Raw genomic sequence first — 26,165 nt, forward strand, 5'->3', positions numbered from 1 at the left:
CAACCATTCGCCCCGGCGTCTCATTCCCCGGACACGGGAGGTACGCGCAACCGGAGGGTGAGGTGCGAGCCGGTGCGACCGGACGGCGGCTCCGACTCCCAGCCGTGGGCCGCGTAGAAGGCCTGGGCGCGGAGGTTGTGCCCGTAGACCTCCAGGCGGACCTGTTCGATCCCGGCCCTGCGCCAGGCGTCGAGGCAGGCCTCGTGGAGGGCGGCGCCGGTACCCCGGCGCCAGTGGTCGGGGTCGACGTGGAGCTGGGTGAGGGTGGTCTCGCCGTCGGCGTTGCGGAAGGCCGCGACGCCGGTGACCTCGCCGTCGCGCTCGGCGCACAGGACCTCGCCCTCCGGCGCGGTCCTGGCCACGGCGCGGGACCAGGCCTCGCGGGCCCGCGCGAGCGCGAGGTCACCCGCGTAGGTCTCCTCCGGCACCCGGCCCTCGTAATAGGTGGCCCGGGCCCGCACGTGCAGGGCGGCTATGGCGTTGACGTCGTCGGCGCGCGCGTTCCTGATCATGGAGGGGAAAACGCGCCGGGAACCAGGTCGGTTCCCGGCGCGCGGGCCGTGCGGGAGGGGGTGTCCGTGCCCGGGGCTACTTCTTCACCCAGGCCGCCATCATCTTCTGGGCGATCGGCGCGGCCAGCTTGCCGCCGCCGATCTCGGTGCGGTCGGTGTCCGAGTTCTCGATCATCACGGCCACCGCGATCTGCTTGTCCCCGGCCTTGGCGTACGAGGTGAACCAGGCGAGCGGCGGGATGCTGTTGTTCACGCCGCGCTGGGCGGTACCGGTCTTGCCGCCCACCTCGGCGCCCGCCACCTGGGCGGGCTTGCCGCCGCCCTCGGTGGCGACCGTGCGCATCGCGTCCGCGAGCATCGACGCCGTCTTCGGGCTCAGGACCTCTTCGGACTTCGGGTCCTTGAAGCTCTCCAGGACGTTGCCGTCCGCGTCGGTCACCTCGGAGACCACGTGCGGGGCGACCAGCTTGCCGCCGTTCTGGATCGCGGCGGTCACCATGGCCATCTGGAGCGGGGTGGCCTGCACGTCGAACTGGCCGATGCCGGTCTGCGCGACCTGGTCGACGGACATCTTCTTCGACGGGTACTTGCTCGACGGGTTGGTCCGGATCGGGGTGTCGATCTGCTCGTTGAAGCCGAGCTTCTCGGCCATCGCGCGCATCTTGTCCTGGCCCAGCTTGAAGGCCAGCTCCGCGAAGACGTTGTTGCAGGACAGCTTGAGCGCGGTACGGGCCGAGACGTTGTTGCAGGCCGCGTCGCCCGCCTCGCTGGGCAGGTTCGTACGGGTGCCGGGGATCGTGTACGGGGCCTGGATCCCGGTCTGCTGATCGATGTTGGTGATCAGCCCGTTCTCGATCGCCGCCGCGAGGGTGACCAGCTTGAAGGTGGAACCGGGGGCCTGCGGCTTGCGCAGGGCGACGTTCTCCATGGCCTTGCCCTTGTCGGCCGAGAGTTCCTCCCAGGCGGCCGAGTCGTTGGCACCCGAGATGCGACCGGGATCGAAGGACGGGTTGTTCACGACGGCGAGGATCGCGCCGGTCGCCGGGTCGATCGCCACGGCGGAGCCCTGCTTGCCGTCGAGGGCGTCGTACGCGGCCTTCTGGACACCCTTGTCGATCGTGGTCAGGACGTTGCCCGGGTCGGCCCGCTTGTTGGTGAGCATGTCCATCACGGTCTTCAGCCGGGTGTCGTTGCCGTTCAGGATGTTCTTGTAGACACCCTCCAGCATGGTCGTGCCGTAGGCCTGCGAGCTGTAACCGGTGATCGGCGCGTAGAGGGGACCGTCGACGTAGGTCCGCTTGTACGCGAAGTCCTTGCCGCCCGTCTTCTCCGATCCGGTGATCGCCTCCCCGCCCACGATGATGTTGCCCAGCGGGTTCTCGTACTGCCCGATGAGGTTGCGCCGGTTGTGTTTGTCGTCTGCGAGGGCCTGGCCTTGGTACGCCTGCACCCAGGTGACCCGCACCAAAAGGGCCAGCACCAGAAGCAGACAGAAGACCGACGCACGCCTGATCGTCTTGTTCATCCCCCAGAAGGACGCACCAATGGCCCCGGGCGTTCCGCTCTGCCCCGATTGTGGCGGGGTTCTCAGTCTTTCTTCATGATGAAGCCCCCCTCGTAGGCCGCGATGACCGCCTGCGTACGGTCGCGGGAACCGGTTTTGGCGAGGACGGACGCCACGTGCGTCTTGACGGTCTGCGGTCCCACCCCGAGCCGCTCGCTCAGCTCGTGGTTGGACAGGCCCGTGGCCATCAGGCGCAGGACGTCCGCCTCCCGCTCCGTCAACCGGGCCGCCCAGGCCGGGGCGGCGGGCGGGGTGGCCGCCGCGTGCGCCGCGGCCAGGGTGCGGACGGCTGACGGGAAGAGCAGCGAGTCCCCGCGGGCGACGAGACGGACCGCGCCGATCAGCTCGTCCGGGTCGGCCCGCTTGAGGAGGAACCCGGCGGCGCCCGCGCGCAGCGCGTCGTACACGTAGGCGTCGTTCTCGAAGGTGGTGACCACCACGATCCTGGGCGGCGTTTCCATGGTCCGCAGGATCTGCTCGGTGGCCCGGATGCCGTCCGCCCCGGGCATCCGGACGTCCATCAGCACCACGTCGGGGGCCAGGGAGCGGACCACCGAGACCGCCTCGGCGCCGGAGGCCGCCTCGCCGACGACCTCCATGTCCGGTTCGGCCTCCAGGATGACCCGGAGGGCGGTGCGGACCATGCGCTCGTCGTCGGCGAGGACGATGCGCAGCGGCGGCCGGCTCATCGCGCGACCCCGCCGAGCGGCAGGACCGCCCGCAGCCGCCACAGGCCCTCGTGCGGTCCGGCCTCGATGAGGCCGCCGAGGAGCGCGGCCCGCTCCGCGGAGCCCCGCAGTCCGCGGCCGCCGCCCGTGCGCGGCTCAGGTGCCCCTCCCCCGTGCGCGGAGGGAAGGGTGGTCGGCGGATTGGTCATGGTGATCTCCAGTTCACGGTGTGCGTCGCGGACGCGGACGACGATCGACAGGACGACGGGGCCCCCGCCGTGGCGCAGGGCGTTGCTGAGGCCCTCCTGGACGATGCGGTACGCCTCGCGGGAGGTGATGGCGGGCAGGTGCGCCCAGTCACCGGCCGGGCCGGGGTCCTGGTGGGCGGTGACGGTGGTGCCACCGGCCCGGGTGCGGGCCAGCAGCCCGGTGAGGTCGGAGGCCAGGGTCGGGGCGGGAGCGACCTCGGCGCGGGCCGGGTCGCCGTCCCGCAGGAGCCCGAGGACCGCGTCCAGCTCGCCGACCGTGCGCCGGGTGGTGTCCTCGATCGCGGCGAGCGCCTCCCGGACGAACTCCGGATCGCGGTCGAGTACGCGGCGGGCCGCGCTCGCCTGGAGGGTGACTGCGCTCAGCGCGTGCCCGACGGCATCGTGGAGTTCCCGGGCCAGCCGGTTGCGCACCGCCAGGTCGGCGGCCCGTTCCTCGGCGGCGGCCAGCCGGTCCGCCGCGGTCGGTCCGAGCAGCAGGGGGGCGCACCGGGCCAGCAGCGCCCCGGCCCCGACGGCGCACAGGGTGAGCCCCACCAGGACCCCCGCCCCGAGCAGGGGGGCCGCGTACACCGAGCCCCCGGTACGGAACCAGCCCCCCGCGACCGGGGACTCCCGCAGCCGCTCCGAGAACGGCAGCACCATCAGCAGCACCGCCATCGGCGGCAGCGCCAGGCTGAGCCCGCTGACCAGCGCGCCGACCCCCAGGTGCAGGGTCCACCAGGCCGAGGCCCGCCACCGCGCGGCCCAGGACCGGGCGGGCCCCTCGGCCAGCCGCTCCCCCGGCACCCCGCACATGGACCGTACGGCGGCCACCGACAGCGGCCGGACCGGCCCGAACAGGGCCGTGGCGGCGGCCATCGGGAGTGCCACGGCGTAGCTGAGGAGGGCTCGCGGCAGGGAACTGACCACCTGGCCCCCGCCGGAGAACAGGCCGGCCCCGACATCGGCGAGGAGGAAGTAGGGCATCAGCATCGCGCCGCCGAGGATCAGGTGCACCCACCGCAGCCGAACCCGCTCCCCCACCACCGCCCGAAGCCGTGCCACGCCCGCGACCCCCGGCCCCCACGCCCCCCGCCCGCACGCTCCCGACATCCGCACTCCCCGCTCCGTCGCACCCGCCCGGGGCGCCCGGGGCGCCCCGGCACCCTGCCCGTCCGGATCCTCCGCTCCCGCCCCGGTCCCCGCGGTGGGCCCCACCCCCGCGCCGCCCCCCGGCATCGCCTCCCCCTCAGGCCGCGCGGTCCGAGCCGAGGTACCGGATCAGGACGGCGGCCGCGAGCAACCCGGTGAGCGTCTGGCCAGCGTAGGTCAGCATGATCATGGCGGTGGGGGGTTCGGTCGGACCGAAGTCCAACCCGAGCTGCGTCGTCAGCATCCACAGCCCCCAGGCGGCGGCCGCGGACCCACCGACCCAGGTCAGGGCCAGCGGCCAACGCGCCCGGCGCTTCCCGCCCCTCGCCAGCATCACCGCCCCCACCCCGGCGGCCAGCGCGCACGCGGCGTGGGCCACCGACACCACGCCCGTCTCCGCGGAGTGCTCCGCGATGCGCGCGGCGGGCAGCCAGGCCGTCCCCCCGAAGGCCCAGTACAGGTGCACCGCGCCGACCGCAGTGCCCATGACCGCGCCGGCTCCCGCCACCACCCCCGTGGGTGACGGGAGCCGGCGCCGCGGCGCACCCGGTCCTCGCCCGCCCCAACGCTCCCGCGCATAGGGGACGAACAGACCGGCCAGGGCGAGGCCTTGGATCGTGAAGCCTCCGTAGACGACGGTGAACACCCACGGGTCGAGGAAGGGGTCCCGCGCCGCCCGCACGGCCTCCCCGGCCCCCAGCCCCACGGTTCGGAGCAGCATCTGCCCCGGGAAACCGATGAGGATCGGGGTCAGCAGTCCGGTGGCGACGAACACCGGGACGGTCAGCAGCCATCCCGGTACGCGCATGCCCCAGGGGCGGGTGAGCGCCAGCACGAGCACGATCAGGCAGGCGTCCATGGCCAGGGTCGCGGTGTTCGCCACGACGACGACCGGCCCGTTCTCGCGCAGCACGCTGCCCTCGGGTATCCCCATGTGACTCCCCGCCACCCAGGCCGCCTTGAGGGCGAGGTAGGGCACCGTCGAAGCCAGGGCGACGGCCCGCAGGATCCGCCGGCCGGTGCCCGGGGCGGGGACCGGCGGCCGTGTCGCGTACGTGGGGCGGAGAACTCGTGTGGTCATGCGCCAACGGTCCCGTGCCCGCGGCCCCGCCACCTCCCCCACGAAGGTGAACCGTCTCCCCCGCGTGGGGGAGGTACCCGCGCATCCACCGGGTCCCCCGGAGTCCCGCCGCCCCGTCACCCCGCCCCGGTCACCCCGTCACATGCGCCGCGTCACCACGGACAGCCGGTCCCTGGCCTCGAACAGCGCCGCCTTGATCACCTGCTCGTGCCCCGCCGTCAGCCGGGCCACCGGCACCGAGCAGCTCACCGCGTCCCGCGCCGGCGTGCGGTACGGCACCGCCACACCGAAGCAGCGCAGTCCGAGCGTGTTCTCCTCGCGGTCCACCGCGTACCCCTGCTCCCGCACCAGCGCCAGCTCCTCCACCAGTTGCTCCCGGTCGGTGATGGTGTGCTGCGTGACGGCCTCCAGCCGCCGCGGCAGCAGCCTGCGCACCTCCTCGTCGGTGTGCGTGGCCAGCAGCGCCTTGCCGAGCGCCGTCGAATGGACCGGCAGCCGGCGTCCCACCCGGGTGAAGGGCCGCAGGTAGTGCTGCGACTGGCGGGTGGCGAGGTAGACGACGCTCGTCCCGTCCATCCGGGCCAGGTGGATGGTCTCGGTCGTGTCGTCGGAGAGCCGGTCCAGGGTCGGCCGGGCCGCCGCGACGACCTCGTCCCCGTCGATGTACGAGCTGCCGACCAGCAGGGCCCGGACGCCGATCCCGTACCGGGTGCCGGTGGCGTCCGTCTCCACCCATCCGAGGCTCACCAGGGTGCGCAGCAGCATGTAGAGGCTGGACTTGGGCAGGGAGAGGTCGCTCTGGATGTCGGCGAGGCTGTGCAGGCCCGGTCGTGCCGCGAAGTGTTCCAGCAGCAGCACGGTTCGGACCGCCGACTTCACCGGCGCCGCCGGGACACCACCGGGCCCGCCCGCACCCTCCCCGCCGTCCCCGCCACCCGTGCCGTCCGCCCCGACCGCACGTTCCACGCCTTCCACGCCGTGCCCGCCCGCCACGTCCTCCGCGGCGGCAGGGCCCTCCGGCTCGGCTGTCGTCATACGCCTGGTTCCCCTCTGGTCGGCTCTGATCGCCTCTTGTCACGCGGTGGACGCGGAAATAGGCTCCGCAGCAGAAGTGATCATTCATCCACCGGAACGGCGTTCAGAATACTGAACGATCCAGGAGGTAGCGGGCGATGGCAGCGAACCCAGTCTGGAGTGTGGACCCCCGCACCGGGAAGCAGCGCGAACGGGTTGCGGCGGAAGCCACACCCCGCGAGGTGGACGACGCCGTCCGCGCGGCGCACGCCGCTCGCGGCGCACTCGCCGACGCCTCCGCCCGCGCCGCCTTCCTCCGCGGCGCCGCGGACCTCCTCGACGGCTCCGCCGACCTCGTCGTCGCGACCGCCGACGCCGAGACCGCGCTGGGCACGGCCCGGCTCACCGGCGAGCTGGCCCGTACCGGCGGACAGCTGCGGGCCTTCGCCGACGCCGTCGACGAGGGCTCCCACCTCGACGTGCGCATCGACCGGGCCGACGCCTCGCTCACCCCGCCCCGCCCCGAACTGCGCCGCTACAAGGTGCCGCTGGGCGTGGTCGCCGTCTTCGCCGCCTCCAACTTCCCGCTGGCCTTCTCCGTGCCCGGCGGCGACACCGCGAGCGCCCTGGCCGCGGGCTGCCCCGTCGTCGTCAAGGCGCACCCCGACCACCCCGCCACCTCCGAACTGTGCGTCTCGCTGCTGCGCCGGGCCGCCGTGTCGGCCGGGCTGCCCGCCGACGTGATCGGCCTGATCCACGGCTTCGACGCCGGCCCGGAGCTGATCCGCCACCCGCTGGTCGGCGCCGCCGGCTTCACGGGCTCCGTGCGCGGCGGGCGGGCCCTGTTCGACGCGGCCGCGGCCCGCCCCGTGCCGATCCCCTTCCACGGTGAGCTGGGCTCCCTCAACCCCGTCGTCGTCACCCCGGCGGCCGCCGCCGAGCGCGCCGAGGAGATCGGCGCCGGGCTGGCGGGGGCCGTCACGCTGGGCGTGGGCCAGTTCTGCGTCAAGCCCGGACTGGTCCTGGTTCCCGAGGGCGCGGACGGCGACCGACTGACCGCAGCGCTCGCCAAGGCCCTCGGGGACGGCGGACCGGGCGTGCTCCTCGACCACCGGATGCGGGAGAACTTCCTCGCGGGGGTCCGCGAGCGCGCGACCCTGCCCGGCGTGGCCGCCCCGGTCGCCGCGGGCCCGCACGGCGAGCACGCCGTCGTCCCGGGCTTCCTGGACGTCGCCGCCCGCGAGCTGCTGGAGGGCGCCGGGCACGAGCTGCTGCTGGAGGAGTGCTTCGGCCCGGTCACCGTCGTGGTCCGGTACGCCGGACAGCACGAGGCGGCCGACGTGCTGGGGCGCCTGGGCGGGAACCTGAGCGCCACCCTCCAGCTGTCCCGCGCCGAGGGCGAGGGGGCTCCGGGTCCGGCCGCCGAGCTGATCCGGCAGGTCACGCGGCTCGCGGGCCGGATCGTGGTGAACGGCTGGCCCACCGGGGTGGCCGTGGCCCCGGCCCAGCACCACGGCGGCCCCTACCCGGCCGCCACCTCCCATTCCACCTCGGTCGGCGGCACCGCCATCGAGCGCTGGCTGCGCCCGGTGGTCTACCAGTCGGTCCCTGACGCCCTGCTCCCCCCGGAACTGCGCGAGGCCAACCCCCTCGGCGTCCCGCGCCGCGTGACCGGCGCCTGACCCGGGGCACCGGGCACCGCCCGCGCCGCACACCGGCGCGGGCGCACCGACCACCGGGCCGACCGGCCGCCGGGCGGACCGGCCGCCGGGCGGACCGGCCGCCGGGCGGACCGGCCGCCGGTAATTGCGTTGCCGGCCCGCCCGCGCCCCGGCAGGCTGCCACCCATGCCGAAGCCACAGGGATTCACGTACGAGACGCACCGGGACGGGACCGTGGTCATCACGCACCGGGGCCGTGACGCGGGCACCCTGCGCGGTGGTCGGGCCGCCAAGTTCCTGGCCGAGGTGGAGTCCGGCGACGCGCAGCTCGTCATGGCCCGCTGGACCGGCGCCTACAAGTTCGGCAACGAGCGCATGGCGAAGAACCACCCGCGCAACCGGCACTGAAATTGGCCACGAGGGTAAGGGAACGGCAAAGCCCCTCCGGTCGTTCACCCGGCATGACCGCTATGACCCCTGGTTCCAACCTGCCGCTCAATACCGCCCGTGTGACGGTGGACGTGGCTGCCCCGGTGCGGCTCGACGTGTCGGGACTCCTCCTCACGGCGGACGGCAAGGTGCGTTCCGACGCCGACTTCATCTTCTACAACCAGCCGTCCGGCCCCGGTATCACCTACCGGTCCGGAGGCGGGTCGGCGCCCGACTCGATCACCGTGGACACCGCCGCGTTGCCGCCGGGCATCGAGCGCATCGTGGTCACGGCCAGCCCCGACGCCGCCGGGCAGACCTTCCAGGGCGTCGAGCCCACCGCCACCGTGCGGGACGCGGTCGGCGGCTCGGTGATCGCCACCTTCACCCCGCCGCAGCTCGGTTCCGAGACGGCGCTCGTGGTCGTCGAGGTGTACCAGCGGGGCGGCGCGTGGAAGGTCCGCGCGGTCGGCCAGGGGTACTCCAACGGTCTCGCCGGGATCGCGACCGACTTCGGGGTCTCGGTGGAGGACGAACCGGCTCCGGTGGCCGCCGTCGCTCCCGTCACGCCGGCCGCGCCCCCGGCGCCGCCCGCGCCGCCCACCCAGCACCAGGTCTCCCCGTGGATCGGCGGTCCCACGACCCCCGCGGCCCCCACCACCCCCTCGGCCCCGCCCGTGCCCCCGTCGGCCCCGCCGGTGGCCGCCGCGCCCGGCGCCGGGAAGATCAACCTCGACAAGGGGCGGGTCAACCTCCAGAAGAACCAGACGGTGTCCCTCGTCAAGGGCGGCCGCCCGCTGCTGTCGCAGGTCAAGATGGGCCTGGGCTGGGAGCCCGCGTTCCGCGGCCGGGACATCGACCTCGACGCGTCCGTCATCGCGTACGGCCCGCAGCGCAACCACCTCGACAGCTGCTATTTCGGCAAGCTGTCCATCCTGAACGGCTCCATCAAGCACTCCGGCGACAACCTGACCGGTGAGGGCGCCGGGGACGACGAGGTGATCGTCGTGGACCTCGGCCGGTTGCCCGCCGACGCCACCGGCCTCGTCTTCACCGTCAACTCCTTCTCCGGGCAGAAGTTCACCGAGGTCGCCAAGGCCTACTGCCGTCTGATCGACGCGGCGAGCGGCGAGGAGCTGGTGCGCTTCGACCTCACGGGCGCCGAGCCGCAGACCGGCGTCATGATGGCGAAGCTGATCAAGCAGTTCTCCGGCGAATGGGAGATGACGGCCCTCGGGGACTTTGTGAAGTCCCGCACAGTGCGCGGCATGGTGAAGCCCGGTTCACAGGCACTCTGAGCAGGTGGGCGGGCACATGGCGCTACGGGCGTCCGTACCGGGTGATCGACCACACCCGTAATTCGGAAGTCTGCGCCGGTGCCCGCCCGTAGCCTTGACCCATGCAGAAAACACTCCGGCCCGCGGGTCCCGCGCGCCCGTCCGCCGCCGAGGCGAACGAGGCGATCCGGCACCTCGTGGAGACGCGGGTGGACGGCGAGTGGCCCTCGGACGCCTACGAATTCCTGTTGGAGGAGTGGGCCACGGCCAGCGCCGAGGCCGGCGCGGCCCAGTAGCCGGGCCGCGCCGCCCCCGCCCCTCACCCGCCGCGGCCTCAGCGCCCGCGCCGCCACGGTCCGGTGACGGCCAGCATGATGCCCGGGTCCTGGATGTTGGCGTACAGGGTGCGTCCGTCCGGGGAGAAGCACACCCCGGTGAACTCCGAGTACTCCGGCTCCTCGGCCGACCCGATGTTCAGCTCGTTGCGCGCCAACGGATAGGTGCGGCCCGATTCCGTGGCGCCGAACAGGTGCTGCAGGCCGCTGCCGTCCTCCGCGATGACCAGCCCGCCGTACGGCGACACGGTGATGTTGTCGGGGCCGTCGTACCCACCGCCGGTCGACGGGTCGGCGTTCACCCCGATGAGGACGGTCAGTCGGACCGTGCGCCGCTTGGGGTCGTAGAACCACACCTGGCCGTCGTGCGCGGCGCCCGGGCTCTCCTCCCGCGCGTACGAGGAGACGAAGTAGGCCCCGCCGTCGGCCCACCACATGCCTTCCAGCTTGCGCCCCCGGGTGATGGCGCCGTCGGCGAACTGCTTGCGCACCGGTACCGCCCGCGCGTCGCGGTCGGCGACCGGCGACCAGTCGACCCCGAACACCGTGCCGATCCGCGTCGCCCGCGAGAGGTCGTCCACGAAGCGGCCCGAACTGTCGAAGCACTTGGCGGCGGCGAGCACTCCGGCGTCGGCGGCGAGCGTACGCAGCCTGCCGCGCCCGTGGCGGAACCCGCGCGGCGGGGTCCAGCGGTAGAGCAGCCCGTTGGGGCCGGAGGCGTCCTCGGTGAGGTAGGCGTGGCCCTGGCGCGGGTCGATGACCACGGCCTCGTGGTCGTACCGCCCGAAGGCCTTGATGGGGCGCGGGTCGCGGTTGGCCCGCCGGTCGCACGGATCGACCTCGAAGACGTAGCCGTGGTCCTTGGTCATGCCGTTCCTGCCGGCCAGGTCCGAGTTCTCCTCGCAGGTCAGCCACGTGTCCCACGGGGTCGAGCCGCCCGCGCAGTTGGTGGAGGTGCCGGCGATGCCCACCCATTCGGCGACCTCTCCGCCGCGCCGGACCTCGACGACCGTGCAGCCGCCCGCGGCGGCCGGGTCGTAGACGAGGCCCTCGGCGAGCGGGACGGGGTGCTTCCAGCCCGTGCGCGGGCCCTTGAGCTCGTGGTTGTTCACCAGGAGGGTGACCCCCCGATGCCCCTCGAAGGCGGCCGTGCCGTCGTGGTTGGAGGGGGTGCTCTCACCGGATTCGAGCGTGGTGACGCCACTGTGGGTGATCACCCGGTAGGTGAAACCGGCCGGTAGCGCGAGCAGTCCGGCGGGGTCCGGGAGGAGGGGGCCGTAGCCGGGGCCGGGCGGGCGGCCCTGCTCGTCGTGCCGCGTTCCGTCACCGGCCGCCAGGGCCCCGGGGGCGGTGGCGAGCGCGCCGACTGTTCCGGTCAGGGCGACGCCCGCGCCGGCGAGCGCGGTGCGGGCGGTGAAGTCTCTGCGACTGAGGGGCATCGGGTCTCCAGGGGTGGGGAGGTGGCGCGCCTGACGTACGGTCGTCGGCGCACACGCTCCCGCCCGTACGTGAACGGCCGCTGAACTACCCAGAAATGCGGAAGGTCCCCTTGAGAGCGCCCGGAATGGCGCACTCCGACCCGGGGAACGGCCTGTTGTGGGTCCCCGACGCGCCGCCGGACGCGTCCCCCGGTCGAAGTGGCCCCCGGTCGAAGTGGCCCCCGTGCGCGGGCCCGGCGGGTCAGGGCTGCCGGGAGCGGGCCTTGAACGCGGCCTTGCGGGCCTCCTTGGACGCCTTCTTGTCCGGGTGCAGCCGCCCCATGGCCTCCAGGACGTACGCCGTCGCCGGGTGCTCCACCCGCCAGACCTGGTCGAAGAAGCCCGTGTGGTGCTCCGTCAACGACTGCATCAGCAGCGGGAGTTCCTCCGTCTCGCCGTCCGCGGCGAGCTGCGCCGCGATCGTGTCGACGGTCAGCCAGAACACCATGGTCCCGTCCGGCGCCGGTACGTCGGCCGCCCCGCGTTCGGCCAGCCAGACCCGCGCGAGCCCGCCGAGTTCCGGGTCGTCCAGCACGGCCCGGACGGCGTCCTCGGCCTCCGGTCCGGCGGGGGCGAGCGCCTGCTGGCAGCGCAGCCGGCGCAGCGGGCCGCCCTCGTCCACCCCGCGGGCCGCGGCGAGCAGTTCGGCGACCGCGGCGGGCATGTCACGACCGGCCAGCCACTGCTCGATCTCGGCCTGGGCGGCGCCCTCCGGATAGAAGGAGACCGCGTCGAGGAGGGTGTCGGCGCCCTTGTCGGCGAGTTCCCCGATCGCCGGGGCCTCCACCCCGGCCTCCAGCATGCGGGCGCGGACGCCGTACAGGCCGAGCGGGGTCAGCCGGACCATGCCGTACCGGGAGACGTCCTCGTCGTCGTCCCGCCCGCCGGATTCCCCGGCCGCGGCCGGGGCGTCGGCGCCCTCGGTCGCGGGGAACTCCTCGGCTTCCACCATCAGGGCCTCGTCGACGGGCCGGAACTCGACCAGTCCGATCGGCTCCAGCTGCCGGAACTGGTCGTCGAGGCGCATCATCGCGTCCGACACCTGCTCCAGCACGGCGTCACTGGGGTCACCCATGTCGTCGGGGACGATCATCGACGCGGCGAGCACCGGGAGGGGCACCGGCGCCTCGCCCGCGCCGCCCTCGGTGACGCTGAGCAGGTAGAGGTTGGCGAGGACGCCGTCGAGGAAGTCGGCCTCGCGCTGCGGGTTCCAGTCCAGCCGGTCGAAGTCGATCTCGCCGCCCTCGTCCATGGCGTCGACGAGGTCGTCCAGGTCGGGTACGGCGGCGTCCGCGAGAACGGTGTCCAGGGCCGCCAGCCACAGGTCGAGCACGTCGCCGGGTGCCCCGCCGGCCAGCAGGGCAAGGTCCTCCCCGGGGGCGGCGGTGCCGTACTCCGGCTCCCCGCCCTCGGCGCCGTCGCCGGTGTCCTCCTCGGGTTCGGTCACGTCGACCAGCCCGGTGTCCACGGCCACCCGCCAGGCCTGACTCGCGTGGACGGGTCCGTCCTCGTCGGCGGGGTCGAGGCCGAGCACGGCGGCGGCCTCGGGCAGTTGCTCGGCGACGAGTTCACCGCCGACGTCGACGCGGGTGTCGGGCCCGGCCCAGCGGGCGAGCCGGACGGCACGGGCGAACAGCGGGGCGACGAGGGCGTCGCGGGCCAGCTCCGCATCGGAGTGCAGCCGTACCGGCGGCAGCGTGGGGTGCGGCTCTGCGGACATGGGGTGGTTCTCCTCGGACACGACGGGATGTGGGGCCTTGAACACGACGGGACGTGGGGTGTTGAACACGGCGGCCCGACGGGACGGCCCCGCCCGGGCGGGCCCCCGCAGGGGCCCGTTCCGGGGCCGGTGCCGGGCCGTCAGGCCTCGTACGGCGACCCAGCGTAGACGCAATTCGGGCAGCTCCGGGGGGCCATCGCCTTTGGTTCATCCCACAGTCGACCGGTGTATCCCCTGGAGGCCTTGACAACGTCGATGGTCACCCAGGAAATTGACGCGCGTAGATGTATCGGGACCCTCAGGGTTCACCCTCCACCTCCTCCACACACCGGAGTTCCCGCCCATGCGCTCCTCGCATCCCCGTTCCGCCGCCGTCGCGGCCCTCGTCGCCACCGCGCTGGCCACCGGCCTGCTCGTCGGTACCGCCGACGCGGCCGAAGGCGCCGTGTCCGCCGATCCGATACGCATTCACGACATCCAGGGCACGACCCGGATATCCCCGCTCAACGGCAAGGCCGTCGCCGACGTCGAGGGCATCGTCACGGGCGTGCGCACGTACGGTTCGCGCGGATTCTGGATCCAGTCCGCCGACGACGCCGCCGACGACGACGCCGCGACCAGCGAGGGCGTCTTCGTCTTCACCAGTTCGGTCCCGACCGTCGCCGTCGGCGACGCGGTCAAGGTCTCGGGCACGGTCGGCGAGTACGTCCCCGGTGGCGTCAACTCCGGCAACCAGTCGGCCACCCAGATCTCCAAGCCGACGGTCACCGTGGTCTCCTCGGGCAACGCGCTGCCCCGGGCCACCGCCATCAACGAGTACACGGTCCCCGCCGAGTACGCCCCGGCCGGCGACACCGCCGCCGGCGGCAGCATCAACGGCCTGGCGCTGGACCCCTCGCGCTACGCGCTCGACCACTACGAGTCGCTGGAGGGCATGAACGTCAAGATCGGCACCTCGCGCGTCGTCGGCGCCACCGACCCGTACTCCGAGCTGTGGGTCACGGTGAAGGGCTGGGAGAACACCGCCAAGCGCGGCGGGACGATCTACGGCTCGTACGAGTCCCAGAACACCGGTCGCCTCCAGATCCAGCAGCTCGCGCCCGTCGCGCAGCAGCCCTTCCCGGTCGCCAACGTCGGCGACAAGCTGACCGGCACCACCGAGGGCCCCCTGGACTTCAACCAGTTCGGCGGCTACACGCTGGTGGCGCGCACCCTGGGCACCGTCAAGGCGGGCACCCTCGCCCCCGAGAAGACCAAGGCGCAGGCGGCGAACGAGCTCGCGGTGGCCACGTACAACGTCGAGAACCTCGACCCGACCGACCCGCAGGAGAAGTTCGACGCGCTGGCCAAGGCCGTCGTGGAGAACCTCGCCTCCCCGGACATCCTGGCCCTGGAGGAGATCCAGGACGACAACGGCGCCAAGAACGACGGCGTGGTCACGGCCGAGCAGACGCTGACGAAGTTCACGGCGGCCATCGCGGCGGCCGGCGGCCCGGCCTACCAGTGGCGGACCGTCAACCCGGAGAACAACAAGGACGGCGGCGAGCCCGGCGGCAACATCCGTCAGGTGTTCCTCTTCAACCCGGCGCGGGTCTCCTTCACCGAGCGCGCCCCGGGCGACGCGGTGACGGCGACCGGCGTGACCACGGTGAACGGCAAGGCCGCGCTGACCCACTCCCCCGGCCGCGTCGACCCGGCGAACCCCGCGTGGGCCGACAGCCGCAAGCCGCTGGCGGGCGAGTTCTCCTTCAAGGGCAAGCCGGTCATCGTGATCGCGAACCACTTCGGTTCGAAGGGCGGCGACGAGGGCCTGACCTCGCACCACCAGCCGCCGGTGCGCTCCTCGGAGGCCAAGCGCCTGCTCCAGGCCCAGGCGGTGAACGGCTTCGTCAAGGACGTCCTGGCGGCGCAGAAGAACGCCAACGTGCTCGTCCTCGGTGACATCAACGACTTCGAGTTCTCGGCGACGACGGACGCCCTCGCGGACGGCGGCGCCCTGTACCCGGCGATCAAGTCGCTGCCGAAGGCGGAACGGTACTCCTACGTGTACCAGGGCAACGCGCAGGTGCTGGACCAGATCCTGACCAGCCCGGCGATCAAGACCTTCACGTACGACAGCGTGCACATCAACGCGGAGTTCGCGGCGCAGAACAGCGACCACGACCCGCAGGTGCTGCGCTTCCGTCCGTAGTACCCACGGACCGCAGGGGGCCCGGGCGCCGTCCCGCCCGGGCCCCCTGCCCGCGTTCCGGGGTGGGAACGGCGCCGTCGGGTGGGCGCGGGCCGGTGGGTGTCGCGGGACAACCAGGGACTTTCGGCACTGGCGTGAGCCTCGCCACATCCTTCCCGAATGGGCCGGTTGTGGTGGTTGAGTATGCGCACGCCCGATCTTCCACCCGTATTCGTACCGGCTCGTCCCGCTCGCACCCCGCGGAGGACCGCGTGTTCCCCTCCATCTCGCCCGCCCAGGAAATCGGCCTCGCGATCCTGTTCGTGGCCGCGCTCGTATGGATCGTCGGCCTCGGCCACATGTTGTGGGACAGCCGCTTCCACCACCCCGAGCCGGCCGGCCACGAGGGCCTGTCGGTCATCCCGGTCCAGCGCGGTCCGCAGTCGCACCCGATGGAGTCGGTGGAGCTGACCGAGGCGGAGCAGGAGGCCTTCGCCGGCCTGGTCCGGACGATCCCGCTGCGCTGACGCCCCTCCCCCGGAGCCCCGCGCGGCCCTGCCCGGGCGCACCGGACGAGCGGACGGAGCCCCCCACCCGGTCGGGTGGGGGGCTCCGCGCGTACCGGCCCGCGAGGGTCAGTTGTGGCTGTGCAGTACCTCGTTGAGGCCGCCCCAGGCCGCCTTGTACGGGCGGGCCTCGACGGCGCCGGTCACCGAGTTGCGGCGGAAGAGGATGTTGTTGGCGCCGGACAGCTCCAGGGCCTTGACGATCTGGCCGTCCGGCAGGGTGACGCGGGTGCCCGCGGTCACGTAGAGGCCCGCCTCGACGACGCACTCGTCGCCCAGCGCGATGCCGACGCCGGCCTCGGCGCCGATCAGGGTGCGCGCGCCGATCGAGATGATCTGCTTGCCGCCGCCCGAGAGGGTGCCCATCGTGGACGCGCCGCCGCCGATGTCGGAGCCGTCGCCGACGACGACGCCCGCGGAGATGCGGCCCTCGACCATGGAGGTGCCGAGGGTGCCGGCGTTGAAGTTGACGAAGCCCTCGTGCATGACGGTGGTGCCCTCGGCGAGGTGCGCGCCGAGGCGGACGCGGTCCGCGTCGGCGATGCGCACGCCCTTGGGGGCGACGTAGTCGGTCATGCGCGGGAACTTGTCGATCGAGGTGACCTGGAGGTGCAGGCCCTCGGCGCGGGCGTTCAGGCGGACGGTCTCGACCTGGTCGACGGCGACCGGGCCCAGCGAGGTCCAGGCGACGTTGGTCAGCAGGCCGAAGACGCCGTCCAGGTTCTGGCCGTGCGGCTTGACCAGGCGGTGGCTCAGCAGGTGCAGGCGCAGGTACGCGTCGTGGGCGTCGAGCGGCTTGTCCTCCAGGGAGGCGATCACCGTGCGGACGGCTACGACCTCGACACCGCGGACCGCGTCCGAGCGGATGGCCTTGGCAGCGGCGGCGCCGAGGAGCTCCACGGCGCGCTCGGCGGTGAGGCGCTCGGTTCCGGCCGGGCCGGGCTCGGCGACCAGCTCGGGGGCGGGGAACCAGGTGTCGAGGACGGTGCCGTCGGCGGTGAGGGTGGCAAGTCCGGCGGCGACGGCGCCGGTGGTACGCGTAGCAGTCATGCCCGAAACCTAACCGGCGACGGCCCGCGGTCGCGAACCGGTCTCATGTGACGGTCGCGCGGCGCGTCGGGCCTGCCGCAGCGAGAGCCCGATGACGACCGCGCCGGCGCCGCCCGCCAGCGCCGCGCACAGGGGCCACAGCAGCCCGGGGGCGGCCGCGTAGAGGGCTCCGCCCGCGGAGGGTCCGATGACGACGCCGCAGACCGAGACCCCCGCGTACAGGCTCTGGAACCGGCCGACGGCGTGTTCGGGGGCCTGATCGGCGACGTAGGCGGTGGCGGTGGTCTTGTAGAGGATCTCGCCGAGGCTCAGCAGCACCATCATCGCGACGGCGGCAACCGGCCCGGCGCCCGTGATCAGCGCCGCGTACCCGGCTCCGACGAGGACGAGTCCGGTGCCGATGACCGCGAGCGGCGGCCGGTCGCGCAGGGCGACGGCGGCGGGCAGCTCCAGCAGCAGGACGACGGCCCCGTTGAGGGCGATGACGAGGCCGAAGGCGCGCACGTCGAGGCCGTGGTCGGCGAGGAAGACGGGGAAGGTGAAGTACTGCTGCCGGTAGACGACGTCCACCACCATGATCGCCACGAGCAGCACGGGCACGGCGGGGCGGGCCCACAGTTCCGCGAGGACGCCGCGGCCCAGACCCCCGTCCGGGGCCGCGGCGCCCTTGCGGACGGCGCCCCGGGCGGGTACGGCCCGGGCGGTCCAGAGGGCGAAGAAGAGGGTGCCGAGGCCGTCGCCGACGAAGAGCCACTCGTACGAGAGGCCGCTCGCGACCAGGGCGCCCAGCGGCGGGCCGAGGGTGAAACCACCGTTGGCCGCGCACCGTACGACGGCGAACGCCTGGCGGCGGTTCCCTTCGGGGACGGTCACGGCCACCAGGGCCGCGTTGGCGGCGCGGACCACGCCGGAGGCGTACTGGGCCAGCGGCAGGGCCGCGTACAGCAGCGGGGTGGTGAGCAGCGGGAAGGCCATCAGGGTCAGGCCGCCGAGGGTGGAGGCGGCGAGCAGGACGCGGCGGTGGCCGAAGCGGTCGCCGTACCAGCCGCCGGTGAAGTTGCCGGCGACCAGGCCGACGCCCCCGATCCCCGTGACGACGCCGGCCTCGGCGGCGCCGAGGCCGCGCGGGCCGGTCAGGTAGAGGAAGACGAAGACGAACGTGAAGCTGACGACGGCGTTGACGAACACTCCCGCGGCCAGCAGCCACACGACCCTCGGTACGCCCTTGAACCCCTGCGGCACACCGCACCCCCGCATTCCCCGAGTAAGTTCCCTTTAGGAACGGACTATGTCAGCATGGCAGCCTGGGGTCAACGGACGAAGGAGTACCCATGGCCCAGCGCACGCACCTCGGCGACGCGGACTGTTCCATCGCCCAGGCGCTCGACGTCGTGGGCGACTGGTGGACGCTGCTGATCGTGCGCGACACCGCGCGCGGCGTGCACCGCTTCGACGAGCTCCAGCGCGAACTCGGCATGTCCCGCAAGGTCCTCACCGAGCGACTGAAGATGCTGGTCGAGGCGGGGGTGCTGACGCGCGAGCCGTACCAGGAGCGCCCGGTGCGGCACGAGTACCGGCTGACCCCGCGCGGACGGGGCCTGCTGCCCGTCCTGGTGGCCCTCCAGGACTGGGGTGACACCTGGGTCCTGGGAGAGGGAGAGATGACGGCGACGACGGAGGAGTCCTCGAAGGAGGCGGTACGGGTCCACGCGCTGCGCGGCACCCGACTGCCCGAGCTGCTGCTGCCGGACCGGTTCGGCGAGCTCCGCGACCCGGTCGCGGACACGCCCTTCACCGTCCTGTACTGCTTCCCGGGCGCCCACGCCCGGCCGGAGTCCTACCCGCCCGACTGGGCGGGGATCCCGGGCGCGCGGGGCTGCACCCTGGAGTCGTGCACGTTCCGCGACCGGCTCGCGGAGTTCACCGCGGCCGGCGCCACCGTGCACGGCGTCTCGACCCAGCGCCCCGACGAGCAGAGGGAGTTCGCGGAGCAGGAGCGGCTGCGCTTCCCGCTGCTGTCGGACGCGGGACTCGACCTGGTGACGGCGCTGCGGCTGCCGACGTTCCGCGCGGCGGGGGTGACCCGGATCAAGCGGCTGACGCTGCTGGTGGACCGGGACCGGACGGTGCGCGAGGTGTTCTACCCGGTCCGGGACATCGAGGCGAGCGTGGCGGCGGCCCTGGAGGCGGTCCGCGGGGCGGCCTGAGCCCCGACACCCGACCCACGGCTCCCGGACGGCCCCGGCACCGGCACCCGGCCCACGACTCCGGGGCGGCCCGCGCCCCGCCGCCCCCTCGTTCCCGGGGCGGGCCCGGGTCAGCGCCCGCCCAGCACGCGGGACAGGACCTCGCGGGCGTACGCCTCGTCGTACGGGGTGTCCGTCAGCATCACCTGCAGGCAGATCCCGTCGACCACGGCCACCAGGGCCCGCGCGGTCAGCGGATCGGTGTGCCGCGCGAGGCCGGCGGCGAACTCCCCGCACCACTGCGCCGCGATCGGCCTCAGCGCCGGCCGGCGCAGGGCTGCCAGATAGAGCTCGTACTCCAGCTCCGCCCGGCTCCGGTCGGCGGCCAGCAGCTCGCCCAGCAGCCGGGCGAGGGCGCCCGCGAGGTCCCCGTCCCGTACGTCCGGCACGAGCGCGAACCCGGTGTTCGCCTGCCGCAGGGCGGCGACCAACAGGTCGTCCAGCGTCTTGAAGTGATAGGTCGTCGAGCCCAGCGGCACGTCCGCCTCCGCCGCCGCGCTGCGGTGGCTCAGCCCGGCGATGCCCTTGGCCGCCACCACCCGGATCGCGGCGTCGATGATCCGCTGCCGGCGGTCCGGGTCGTAGCGGCGCGTCCCGGCGGCCATCAGTGCGCCGCCCCGCCCAGGTTGAGCAGGACCACACCGGCGATGATCAGCGCGATCCCGGCGATCTTCGCGGCGGTGGCCGCCTCCCCCATGAACACCATGCCGATCGCGGCGATGGCCGCCGTGCCGACGCCGGCCCAGATCGCGTACGCGGTCCCCACCGACATGGACTTCAGCGTCTGGGCGAGCAGCGTGAATGCGATGAGGTAACCCAGCACCGTGCCCAGGGAGGGCCACAGCCTGGTGAAACCGTCGCTGTACTTCATGGCGGTGGTGCCGGCGACCTCGGCGGCGATCGCCGCGGCAAGCAGTACGTAGGGCATGCGTACAAGAGTACATATCGATGCGTACATGCGTACACACGAACGGACGGCCGCCGGCCCCGGGTCAGCGCAGGGTGAACCAGGCGGACCGCGCCTTCTTCCACTCCGGGTGATCCAGGTCCTTCGCCTCGGTCCCGTCGCCGTACAGGTCGGCGGAGCCGCTGTCGGTGATCAGCTGGACCCGTGCCCCGCGCGCCCGCAGGTCGGGGACGTTCACCACGGCCTCCCAGCCGCCCGGGTCCCCCGTCGGCAGGTCGGCGCGCTTCTTCGGGGCGTGTCCGGCGACGCCGTCCCACTGGTAGAGGGCGTAGGGGTCGGAGTTGTCGTCGGCCGCCCAGGAACCGGCCAGGATCAGGTACTGGTTCGAGGCGTTCTTGCGGATGTCGCGCACCGCGAGCCCGCCGAGGTCCATCTCGATCGGCCGGCCGAACACGGCCCCGGCCCCGTCCGCCACGACCTTGTCGATGTTGGTCACGGGCACGACCAGCGCCTTGCCCCCCGGTACGGCCGGGGCGAGCGGGGCCCGGAAGCCGAGGTAGGCGGTGGTGGTCGAGCCGGGGGCGAACTCCAGGCCCTCCACGTTGAAGCCGTCGATCTGCTTCGGCACCTCACCGGCCGCCGTCCCGGCGGCGAAGCCGTAGCGGTTCCCGTTCGCCGCGTCCCAGGCGACCAGGTCCTCGCGCAGGCCCTTGTAGGCGGCCTGGAAGGTGACCTCGGTCGCCGCGCCCGATCCGGTGATCCGCGTGGTGAAGACGGTGTTCCGTTCGGCCTTGTACTTGCCGTCCTTGTTGTTGCCGAGCGAGCCCGTCCAGTAGACGGTGTCGCCCACCCGTGCGGCGCCCTCGATGTCGGCCTCCTTCTTCCACCCCAGGGCGGGGCCGAGGTCCCAGGTCTTCACGGGACCGCCCGAGCGGAACCGGTCGTACAACCGGAGCACGTTCGACTCGTCGTCGGCGACCAGGACGTGCCCGCCGCCCACGTCCACCGCGGCCGAGGCGTCCGAGGAGCCGGTGAGGTAGCGGGTGACGGCCGCGTCCGCGGTCCGCGCCGAAGCGGCGTAGGAGAGGGTCGCCGTGGCGGTCCTCCCGCCGCGGCCGGTGACCTCCAGGGTCAGGTCGGTGCGGCCCTGGGCACGGGCGGTCACCGTGAGCCTGCGGTCGCCGTCCCGCGTGCGCACCTGCCGGACGTCCCCGACGCCCGCGACGGCCGGGTTGCTGGAGGAGACGACCCTCAGCCGCAGGAAACCTGCCGGTACGCCCTGCTGCTCCACGTCCACCGTGACGGTCGGATCGCCGAAGGCTCCCACCGCGCCGCTCAGGTGCGTCGCGGACAGGGCGATCGTCGGGGCTGCGTGGTCGCGCCCGGGGCCGCCCGCGGCGTGCGCGGACGCGGGCGCGGTGAGTCCGGCGAGGAGCAGGGCCGCGGCTCCGGCGGCTCCGGCGGTGCCCCAGCGGCGTCCCGGTGCAAGGCGAAGGGTCACAGGTGTTCCTCTCGTGTGCTGCGTCACTGCGTGACGGCCGTCGAGAAGGTTCGGCCACGGCGGCGAACTCCCGGTGCACGGTGCCTGTCCGCCCGGAGAACAGCCCGCCCGGAGAACAGCGAGGGCCCCCGGCACGACCGTGCCGGGGGCCCTCCTGGTTGTCCGTCGCTCAGACGTTGAAGCCGAGCGCGCGCAGCTGCTCACGGCCGTCGTCCGTGATCTTGTCCGGGCCCCACGGGGGCATCCAGACCCAGTTGATGCGGAGCTCGTTGACGATGCCCTCCGTCGCCGACTTTGCCTGGTCCTCGATGACGTCGGTCAGCGGGCAGGCCGCGGAGGTCAGCGTCATGTCGAGGGTCGCGATGTTCGCGTCGTCGACGTGGATGCCGTAGATCAGGCCCAGGTTGACGACGTCGATGCCCAGCTCGGGGTCGACCACGTCGTAGAGGGCCTCGCGGACCTCTTCCTCGCTGGCCGGCTTGATCGACGCCTCGGGCGTCGCGTTCTCGGTCATGCCGTCTTCCTCTCCGCGTCGCCCAGTGCCTGGGCGGTCGCGTCCTTCCACGCCATCCAGCTCAGCAGAGCACATTTCACGCGCGCCGGATACTTGGAGACGCCGACGAACGCGACCGCGTCCTCCAGCACCTCCTCCATGGCCTCGTCGGGCTCGATCTGGCCCTTGGACTGCATCAGCTCCAGGAACACGGCCTGGATCTTCTGCGCGTCCGCCAGCTCCTTGCCGACGAGCAGCTCGTTCAGTACGGAGGCGCTCGCCTGGCTGATGGAGCAGCCCTGGCCCTCGTAGGAGACGTCGGTGAGCGTCTGCCCGTCGTACTTCACGCGCAGCGTGATCTCGTCCCCGCACGTCGGATTGACGTGGTGCACCTCGGCGTCGCCGTCGCGCAGGCCACGCCCGTGCGGGTGCTTGTAGTGGTCCAGGATCAGTTCCTGGTACATCGAATCCAGCTTCACAGCGTCCTCGTCAGCCTCTTGTCGTCCGACTCGTCGTCATCCGAAGAAGTTCCGTACGTGCTCCAGCCCGTCGATCAGCGCGTCGACCTCGGCAGGAGAGGAGTACAGGTAGAAAGACGCCCGCGTCGTCGCGGGAATTCCGTACCGCAGGCAGACCGGACGCGCGCAGTGGTGACCCACGCGGACGGCGATGCCCTGCTCGTCGAGCACCTGGCCGACGTCGTGCGGGTGGATGTCCCCGAGCGTGAAGGAGATCGCGGCGCCGCGGTCCTCGGCCGTCGTCGGGCCGATGATCCGCAGGTCGGGCACCTCCAGGAGGCGCTTGACCGCGTACTCGGTGATCGCGTGCTCGTGCGCGGCGATCTTGTCCATGCCGATCGCGGTCAGGTAGTCCACGGCCGCGCCGAGGCCGACGGCCTGGGCGATCGGGGGCGTACCCGCCTCGAACTTGTGGGGGGCCGGGGCGTACGTCGACGAGTGCATCGACACGGTCTCGATCATCTCGCCGCCGCCGAGGAACGGGGGCAGGTCCTCCAGCAGCTCCTGGCGACCCCACAGGACGCCGATGCCGGTCGGGCCGCACATCTTGTGGCCGGTGAAGGCGACGAAGTCGGCGCCGAGGGCCTGGACGTCCAGCGGCATGTGCGGAGCGGCCTGCGAGGCGTCGATCAGCACCAGCGCGCCGACCTCCTGCGCGCGCCGGACGATCGCCTCGACCGGGTTGACCGTGCCCATGATGTTGGAGACCAGCGTGAAGGAGACGATCTTCGTCTTCTCCGTGATGACCTCTTCGATGTTGGACAGGTCGAGCCGGCCGTCGTCGGTGAGGCCGAACCACTTCAGCTTCGCGCCGGTGCGCTGCGAGAGCAGCTGCCACGGGACGATGTTGGAGTGGTGCTCCATCTCCGTGATGGCGATCTCGGTGTCGTGGTCCACCCGGTAGGGCTCGTCGGCCCAGCCGAGCATGTTCGCGACGAGGTTGAGCGACTCCGAGGCGTTCTTGGTGAAGATCACCTCGTTGCGGCTCGGTGCGTTGATGAAGGCGGCGACCTTGTCGCGGGCGCCCTCGTACAGCGCCGTGGCCTCCTCGGCGAGCACGTGCACGCCGCGGTGGACGTTGGCGTTGTGCTGCTCGTAGTACTCGTTCAGCGCGTCGAGCACCTGGCGCGGCTTCTGCGAGGTCGCCGCGTTGTCCAGGTAAACGATCTTCTTCCCGTCGTGGACCACACGATCCAGCAGGGGGAAGTCCTTGCGGATCGCCTCGATGTCGAGGAGGCCAGGCAGCTGTGTCACGCGGTCGCGCCACCCTTCACGTACTTGTCGTAGCCCTCGGCCTCCAGCTGGTCCGCGAGCTCGGCGCCGCCGGACTCGGCGATCCGACCGTTCGCGAACACGTGGACGAAGTCGGGCTTGATGTAGCGCAGGATGCGCGTGTAGTGCGTGATCAGCAGGGTGCCGACCTCGCCCGACTCGCGGACCCGGTTGACGCCCTCCGAGACGATGCGCAGCGCGTCGACGTCCAGGCCGGAGTCGGTCTCGTCCAGGATCGCGATCTTCGGCTTGAGGAGCTCCAGCTGGAGGATCTCGTGGCGCTTCTTCTCACCGCCGGAGAAGCCCTCGTTGACGTTGCGCTCGGCGAAGGCCGGGTCCATGTGGAGCTGCTCCATCGCGGACTTGACCTCCTTCACCCAGGTGCGCAGCTTGGGGGCCTCGCCGCGGATGGCGGTGGCGGAGGTGCGCAGGAAGTTGGAGACCGAGACGCCGGGAACCTCGACCGGGTACTGCATGGCGAGGAAGACGCCGGCGCGGGCGCGCTCGTCGACGGACATCTCCAGGACGTCTTCGCCGTCGAGGGTCACGGTGCCACCGGTGATGGTGTACTTCGGGTGACCGGCCAGCGAGTACGCCAGCGTGGACTTGCCGGAGCCGTTGGGGCCCATGATGGCGTGCGTCTCGCCCTGCTTGACCGTGAGGTCGACACCCTTGAGGATCTCGCGGGCGCCGTTCTCGGCCTCGACGGAGACGTGCAGGTCGTGGATTTCAAGCGTTGCCATGGATACCTCAGGACTCCTGGGTGAGGGAGGCGCGTACGTCGACAAGGACGTTGCCCCCTTCGATCTTTACGGGGTAAACGGGTACGGGGCGCGTCGCGGGCAGACCGGACGGCTTTCCGGTGCGCAGGTCGAAGGCCGACCCGTGCAACCAGCACTCGATCATGCAGTCCTCGACCTCGCCCTCCGAGAGCGAGACGTTCGCGTGCGAGCAGATGTCGTTGATCGCGAACACCTCGCCCTCGGTGGAGACGATGGACACCGGCGTGCCGTCGACTTCCACCCGCTTGGGGGTGTCCGCCTCCAGCTCGCTCAGCGCACAGGCCTTGACGTAATTCATCAGACGGAACCCTGGAGCTCGGCCTCGATCTTGGTGAGGAGGCGCTCCTCGATGTCGTCGACACCGATCTGCTGGACGAGCTCGGCGAAGAAGCCGCGCACGACCAGGCGACGGGCCTCGTCGGCCGGGATGCCCCGGGCCTGGAGGTAGAACAGCTGCTCGTCGTCGAAGCGGCCGGTCGCGGAGGCGTGGCCGGCGCCGACGATCTCGCCGGTCTCGATCTCGAGGTTCGGCACCGAGTCGACGCGCGCGCCGTCCGTGAGGACGAGGTTGCGGTTCATCTCGTAGGTGTCGGTGCCCTCGGCGGTCTTCTCGATGAGCACGTCACCGATCCAGACCGCGTGGGCGTCCTGGCCCTGGAGCGCGCCCTTGTAGACCACGTTCGACTTGCAGTGCGGGGCGCTGTGGTCGACCAGGAGGCGGTGCTCCTGGTGCTGGCCGGCGTCCGTGAAGTACAGGCCGAAGAGCTCGGCCTCGCCGCCGGGGCCCGCGTAGGTCACGCGGGGGTGCAGGCGTACGAGGTCGCCGCCGAAGGTGACCACGATCGACTTGAAGGTGGCGTCGCGGCCGACCAGCGCGTTGTGCTGGGAGACGTGGACGGCGGTGTCGTCCCAGTCCTGGACCGACACGACGGTCAGCTTGGCGCCGTCGCCGACGAGGAAGTCGACGTTGGCGGCGCGCACGCCGTCACCGGTGTGGTCGATGACGATGACGGCCTCGGCGAAGGCCTGGACGTCGAAGACGGTGTGGCCGAAGGTCGTGCCGCCCTCGCCGTGCAGCGAAACGCGCACGGGCTCGGTCAGCACGGCCTCCTTGGGCACGGTGACGACCGTGGCCTTGGCGAAGGACGAGAACGCCTGGGCGGCGATCCGGTCCACGGGGGTGCCGGCCTTGCCGATGCGGGCGTCGCCGCGCTCGACGGACTCGATCGTCACGCCCTCGGGCGCGTCGATCTGGGCCTTCATGGTGCCGTTGGCGACCGCGGTGCCGTCGTGCAGACCCTTGAGGCGGGCGAGCGGGGTGAACCGCCACTCCTCCTCGCGGCCGTGCGGAACGGGGAAGTCCGCCACGTCGAAGGACGGGGGCGCACTCATCCGGGTGGCGACGGTGGACTCGGCGGCCACCGCGATCGCGCCGGCGGTGGTGGAACCCGCCGGAATGTTCTGAGCCTCAGCCATGGCTGTCTTCGTGCTCTCTTCCTACGTCAAAGAATGTCTGCGGGG

Annotated in this window: 26 protein-coding genes; 7 read left to right on the forward strand and 19 right to left on the reverse strand. The window is 72.5% G+C overall.

Features of this window, described 5'->3' with window-relative positions; genetic code table 11:
- Positions 1 to 20 precede the first annotated feature (20 nt).
- From ACFVS6_RS12170 to ACFVS6_RS12195, 6 genes are all read right to left on the reverse strand, one after another.
- On the reverse strand, positions 21 to 512 hold the full coding sequence (locus ACFVS6_RS12170) for a GNAT family N-acetyltransferase (RefSeq protein WP_389703054.1): 492 nt from the start codon (positions 510 to 512) through the stop codon (positions 21 to 23).
- A gap of 76 nt (positions 513 to 588) precedes the next feature.
- The gene (locus tag ACFVS6_RS12175; RefSeq protein WP_389703055.1) at positions 589 to 2,037 is read right to left on the reverse strand and encodes a peptidoglycan D,D-transpeptidase FtsI family protein; all 1,449 of its coding nucleotides are present in this window, start codon (positions 2,035 to 2,037) and stop codon (positions 589 to 591) included.
- Between the two features lie 62 nt (positions 2,038 to 2,099).
- A complete protein-coding gene (locus tag ACFVS6_RS12180) occupies positions 2,100 to 2,765 on the reverse strand; it encodes a response regulator (protein WP_389703056.1) in 666 nt (221 codons plus the stop codon).
- Positions 2,762 to 4,057: a sensor histidine kinase gene (locus tag ACFVS6_RS12185; protein ID WP_389703057.1), complete on the reverse strand. Its 1,296-nt coding sequence runs from the start codon at positions 4,055 to 4,057 to the stop codon at positions 2,762 to 2,764. Before ACFVS6_RS12185 ends, ACFVS6_RS12180 begins: the two co-directional genes overlap by 4 nt.
- Positions 4,058 to 4,241: 184 nt before the next feature.
- Positions 4,242 to 5,225 (reverse strand): hypothetical protein, encoded by a 984-nt coding sequence (locus ACFVS6_RS12190; RefSeq protein ID WP_389703058.1) that lies wholly within the window; start codon positions 5,223 to 5,225, stop codon positions 4,242 to 4,244.
- A 138-nt stretch (positions 5,226 to 5,363) separates the two neighbouring features.
- Entirely contained in the window at positions 5,364 to 6,260 is an 897-nt protein-coding gene (locus tag ACFVS6_RS12195) for an IclR family transcriptional regulator (RefSeq protein ID WP_389703059.1), read from the reverse strand.
- A 137-nt stretch (positions 6,261 to 6,397) separates the two neighbouring features.
- Between ACFVS6_RS12195 and ACFVS6_RS12200 the strand changes: the two genes are divergently transcribed.
- From ACFVS6_RS12200 to ACFVS6_RS12215, 4 genes are all read left to right on the forward strand, one after another.
- Positions 6,398 to 7,921 carry an aldehyde dehydrogenase (NADP(+)) gene (locus tag ACFVS6_RS12200; protein ID WP_389703060.1) on the forward strand — a complete coding sequence of 508 codons (1,524 nt, stop codon included), beginning with the start codon at positions 6,398 to 6,400 and terminating at the stop codon, positions 7,919 to 7,921.
- Positions 7,922 to 8,086: 165 nt separating this feature from the next.
- On the forward strand, positions 8,087 to 8,308 hold the full coding sequence (locus tag ACFVS6_RS12205) for a hypothetical protein (RefSeq protein WP_388899402.1): 222 nt from the start codon (positions 8,087 to 8,089) through the stop codon (positions 8,306 to 8,308).
- A 62-nt stretch (positions 8,309 to 8,370) separates the two neighbouring features.
- Positions 8,371 to 9,627, forward strand: a complete 1,257-nt coding sequence (locus tag ACFVS6_RS12210) for a TerD family protein (RefSeq protein WP_389703251.1) — start codon at positions 8,371 to 8,373, stop codon at positions 9,625 to 9,627.
- Between the two features lie 101 nt (positions 9,628 to 9,728).
- Positions 9,729 to 9,902 carry a hypothetical protein gene (locus ACFVS6_RS12215; RefSeq protein ID WP_389703062.1) on the forward strand — a complete coding sequence of 58 codons (174 nt, stop codon included), beginning with the start codon at positions 9,729 to 9,731 and terminating at the stop codon, positions 9,900 to 9,902.
- 38 nt (positions 9,903 to 9,940) lie between these two features.
- On the opposite strand, the gene ACFVS6_RS12220 is transcribed toward ACFVS6_RS12215, so the two are convergent.
- Together ACFVS6_RS12220 and ACFVS6_RS12225 are read right to left on the reverse strand one after the other, a co-directional pair.
- Positions 9,941 to 11,380: an alkaline phosphatase PhoX gene (locus ACFVS6_RS12220; protein ID WP_389703064.1), complete on the reverse strand. Its 1,440-nt coding sequence runs from the start codon at positions 11,378 to 11,380 to the stop codon at positions 9,941 to 9,943.
- A gap of 241 nt (positions 11,381 to 11,621) precedes the next feature.
- Positions 11,622 to 13,139, reverse strand: a complete 1,518-nt coding sequence (locus ACFVS6_RS12225; protein WP_389703065.1) for a hypothetical protein — start codon at positions 13,137 to 13,139, stop codon at positions 11,622 to 11,624.
- 343 nt (positions 13,140 to 13,482) lie between these two features.
- Here ACFVS6_RS12225 and ACFVS6_RS12230 point away from each other — a divergent pair, with 343 nt between their 5' ends.
- Complete coding sequence (locus ACFVS6_RS12230; RefSeq protein WP_389703066.1) at positions 13,483 to 15,330, forward strand: endonuclease/exonuclease/phosphatase family protein; 1,848 nt, start codon at positions 13,483 to 13,485, stop codon at positions 15,328 to 15,330.
- A 251-nt stretch (positions 15,331 to 15,581) separates the two neighbouring features.
- A complete protein-coding gene (locus tag ACFVS6_RS12235) occupies positions 15,582 to 15,836 on the forward strand; it encodes a hypothetical protein (RefSeq protein ID WP_389703068.1) in 255 nt (84 codons plus the stop codon).
- Positions 15,837 to 15,944: 108 nt separating this feature from the next.
- Here the strand turns inward: ACFVS6_RS12235 and dapD are convergent, their stop codons facing one another.
- Both dapD and ACFVS6_RS12245 read right to left on the reverse strand, forming a co-directional pair.
- A complete protein-coding gene (gene dapD, locus ACFVS6_RS12240) occupies positions 15,945 to 16,925 on the reverse strand; it encodes a 2,3,4,5-tetrahydropyridine-2,6-dicarboxylate N-succinyltransferase (protein ID WP_389703070.1) in 981 nt (326 codons plus the stop codon).
- 9 nt (positions 16,926 to 16,934) lie between these two features.
- Positions 16,935 to 18,182 carry an MFS transporter gene (locus tag ACFVS6_RS12245; protein ID WP_389703072.1) on the reverse strand — a complete coding sequence of 416 codons (1,248 nt, stop codon included), beginning with the start codon at positions 18,180 to 18,182 and terminating at the stop codon, positions 16,935 to 16,937.
- Positions 18,183 to 18,256: 74 nt separating this feature from the next.
- On the opposite strand from ACFVS6_RS12245, the gene ACFVS6_RS12250 reads away from it, so the two are divergent.
- Positions 18,257 to 19,132 carry a winged helix-turn-helix transcriptional regulator gene (locus tag ACFVS6_RS12250; protein WP_389703074.1) on the forward strand — a complete coding sequence of 292 codons (876 nt, stop codon included), beginning with the start codon at positions 18,257 to 18,259 and terminating at the stop codon, positions 19,130 to 19,132.
- Positions 19,133 to 19,242: 110 nt separating this feature from the next.
- Here ACFVS6_RS12250 and ACFVS6_RS12255 read toward each other — a convergent pair whose 3' ends face one another.
- The 9 genes from ACFVS6_RS12255 to sufD form a co-directional block, all read right to left on the reverse strand.
- Entirely contained in the window at positions 19,243 to 19,776 is a 534-nt protein-coding gene (locus tag ACFVS6_RS12255) for a TetR/AcrR family transcriptional regulator (protein WP_389703075.1), read from the reverse strand.
- Entirely contained in the window at positions 19,776 to 20,099 is a 324-nt protein-coding gene (locus ACFVS6_RS12260; protein WP_281206621.1) for a multidrug efflux SMR transporter, read from the reverse strand. Before ACFVS6_RS12260 ends, ACFVS6_RS12255 begins: the two co-directional genes overlap by 1 nt.
- A 64-nt stretch (positions 20,100 to 20,163) precedes the next feature.
- Positions 20,164 to 21,579, reverse strand: a complete 1,416-nt coding sequence (locus ACFVS6_RS12265; RefSeq protein WP_389703077.1) for a DUF3616 domain-containing protein — start codon at positions 21,577 to 21,579, stop codon at positions 20,164 to 20,166.
- A 169-nt stretch (positions 21,580 to 21,748) separates the two neighbouring features.
- Positions 21,749 to 22,093 carry a metal-sulfur cluster assembly factor gene (locus ACFVS6_RS12270; RefSeq protein ID WP_053681645.1) on the reverse strand — a complete coding sequence of 115 codons (345 nt, stop codon included), beginning with the start codon at positions 22,091 to 22,093 and terminating at the stop codon, positions 21,749 to 21,751.
- Positions 22,090 to 22,551, reverse strand: a complete 462-nt coding sequence (gene sufU, locus ACFVS6_RS12275) for a Fe-S cluster assembly sulfur transfer protein SufU (protein ID WP_362878157.1) — start codon at positions 22,549 to 22,551, stop codon at positions 22,090 to 22,092. The genes ACFVS6_RS12270 and sufU overlap by 4 nt, the downstream gene beginning before the upstream one ends.
- Before the next feature lie 36 nt (positions 22,552 to 22,587).
- Positions 22,588 to 23,844, reverse strand: a complete 1,257-nt coding sequence (locus tag ACFVS6_RS12280; RefSeq protein ID WP_389703079.1) for a cysteine desulfurase — start codon at positions 23,842 to 23,844, stop codon at positions 22,588 to 22,590.
- Positions 23,841 to 24,605, reverse strand: a complete 765-nt coding sequence (gene sufC / locus ACFVS6_RS12285) for a Fe-S cluster assembly ATPase SufC (protein ID WP_389703081.1) — start codon at positions 24,603 to 24,605, stop codon at positions 23,841 to 23,843. The genes ACFVS6_RS12280 and sufC overlap by 4 nt, the downstream gene beginning before the upstream one ends.
- Before the next feature lie 7 nt (positions 24,606 to 24,612).
- Positions 24,613 to 24,942 (reverse strand): bifunctional 3-phenylpropionate/cinnamic acid dioxygenase ferredoxin subunit, encoded by a 330-nt coding sequence (locus ACFVS6_RS12290; protein WP_281206616.1) that lies wholly within the window; start codon positions 24,940 to 24,942, stop codon positions 24,613 to 24,615.
- Positions 24,942 to 26,120 (reverse strand): Fe-S cluster assembly protein SufD, encoded by a 1,179-nt coding sequence (sufD, locus tag ACFVS6_RS12295; protein WP_389703083.1) that lies wholly within the window; start codon positions 26,118 to 26,120, stop codon positions 24,942 to 24,944. The genes ACFVS6_RS12290 and sufD overlap by 1 nt, the downstream gene beginning before the upstream one ends.
- Positions 26,121 to 26,165 lie beyond the last annotated feature (45 nt).

The sequence above is a fragment of the Streptomyces sp. NPDC057939 genome (assembly GCF_042887545.1).
In the GTDB taxonomy this organism is placed as follows: Bacteria; Actinomycetota; Actinomycetes; order Streptomycetales; family Streptomycetaceae; genus Streptomyces.

Coding starts and splice junctions, on each gene's coding strand:
- ACFVS6_RS12170 (WP_389703054.1), bottom strand. CDS start 512: ATGATCAGGAACGCGCGCGCCGACGACGTCAACGCCATAGCCGCCCTG.
- ACFVS6_RS12175 (WP_389703055.1), bottom strand. CDS start 2,037: ATGAACAAGACGATCAGGCGTGCGTCGGTCTTCTGTCTGCTTCTGGTG.
- ACFVS6_RS12180 (WP_389703056.1), bottom strand. CDS start 2,765: ATGAGCCGGCCGCCGCTGCGCATCGTCCTCGCCGACGACGAGCGCATG.
- ACFVS6_RS12190 (WP_389703058.1), bottom strand. CDS start 5,225: ATGACCACACGAGTTCTCCGCCCCACGTACGCGACACGGCCGCCGGTC.
- ACFVS6_RS12195 (WP_389703059.1), bottom strand. CDS start 6,260: ATGACGACAGCCGAGCCGGAGGGCCCTGCCGCCGCGGAGGACGTGGCG.
- ACFVS6_RS12200 (WP_389703060.1), top strand. CDS start 6,398: ATGGCAGCGAACCCAGTCTGGAGTGTGGACCCCCGCACCGGGAAGCAG.
- ACFVS6_RS12205 (WP_388899402.1), top strand. CDS start 8,087: ATGCCGAAGCCACAGGGATTCACGTACGAGACGCACCGGGACGGGACC.
- ACFVS6_RS12210 (WP_389703251.1), top strand. CDS start 8,371: ATGACCCCTGGTTCCAACCTGCCGCTCAATACCGCCCGTGTGACGGTG.
- ACFVS6_RS12215 (WP_389703062.1), top strand. CDS start 9,729: ATGCAGAAAACACTCCGGCCCGCGGGTCCCGCGCGCCCGTCCGCCGCC.
- ACFVS6_RS12220 (WP_389703064.1), bottom strand. CDS start 11,380: ATGCCCCTCAGTCGCAGAGACTTCACCGCCCGCACCGCGCTCGCCGGC.
- ACFVS6_RS12225 (WP_389703065.1), bottom strand. CDS start 13,139: ATGTCCGCAGAGCCGCACCCCACGCTGCCGCCGGTACGGCTGCACTCC.
- ACFVS6_RS12230 (WP_389703066.1), top strand. CDS start 13,483: ATGCGCTCCTCGCATCCCCGTTCCGCCGCCGTCGCGGCCCTCGTCGCC.
- dapD (WP_389703070.1), bottom strand. CDS start 16,925: ATGACTGCTACGCGTACCACCGGCGCCGTCGCCGCCGGACTTGCCACC.
- ACFVS6_RS12245 (WP_389703072.1), bottom strand. CDS start 18,182: ATGCGGGGGTGCGGTGTGCCGCAGGGGTTCAAGGGCGTACCGAGGGTC.
- ACFVS6_RS12250 (WP_389703074.1), top strand. CDS start 18,257: ATGGCCCAGCGCACGCACCTCGGCGACGCGGACTGTTCCATCGCCCAG.
- ACFVS6_RS12255 (WP_389703075.1), bottom strand. CDS start 19,776: ATGGCCGCCGGGACGCGCCGCTACGACCCGGACCGCCGGCAGCGGATC.
- ACFVS6_RS12260 (WP_281206621.1), bottom strand. CDS start 20,099: ATGCCCTACGTACTGCTTGCCGCGGCGATCGCCGCCGAGGTCGCCGGC.
- ACFVS6_RS12270 (WP_053681645.1), bottom strand. CDS start 22,093: ATGACCGAGAACGCGACGCCCGAGGCGTCGATCAAGCCGGCCAGCGAG.
- sufC (WP_389703081.1), bottom strand. CDS start 24,605: ATGGCAACGCTTGAAATCCACGACCTGCACGTCTCCGTCGAGGCCGAG.
- ACFVS6_RS12290 (WP_281206616.1), bottom strand. CDS start 24,942: ATGAATTACGTCAAGGCCTGTGCGCTGAGCGAGCTGGAGGCGGACACC.
- sufD (WP_389703083.1), bottom strand. CDS start 26,120: ATGGCTGAGGCTCAGAACATTCCGGCGGGTTCCACCACCGCCGGCGCG.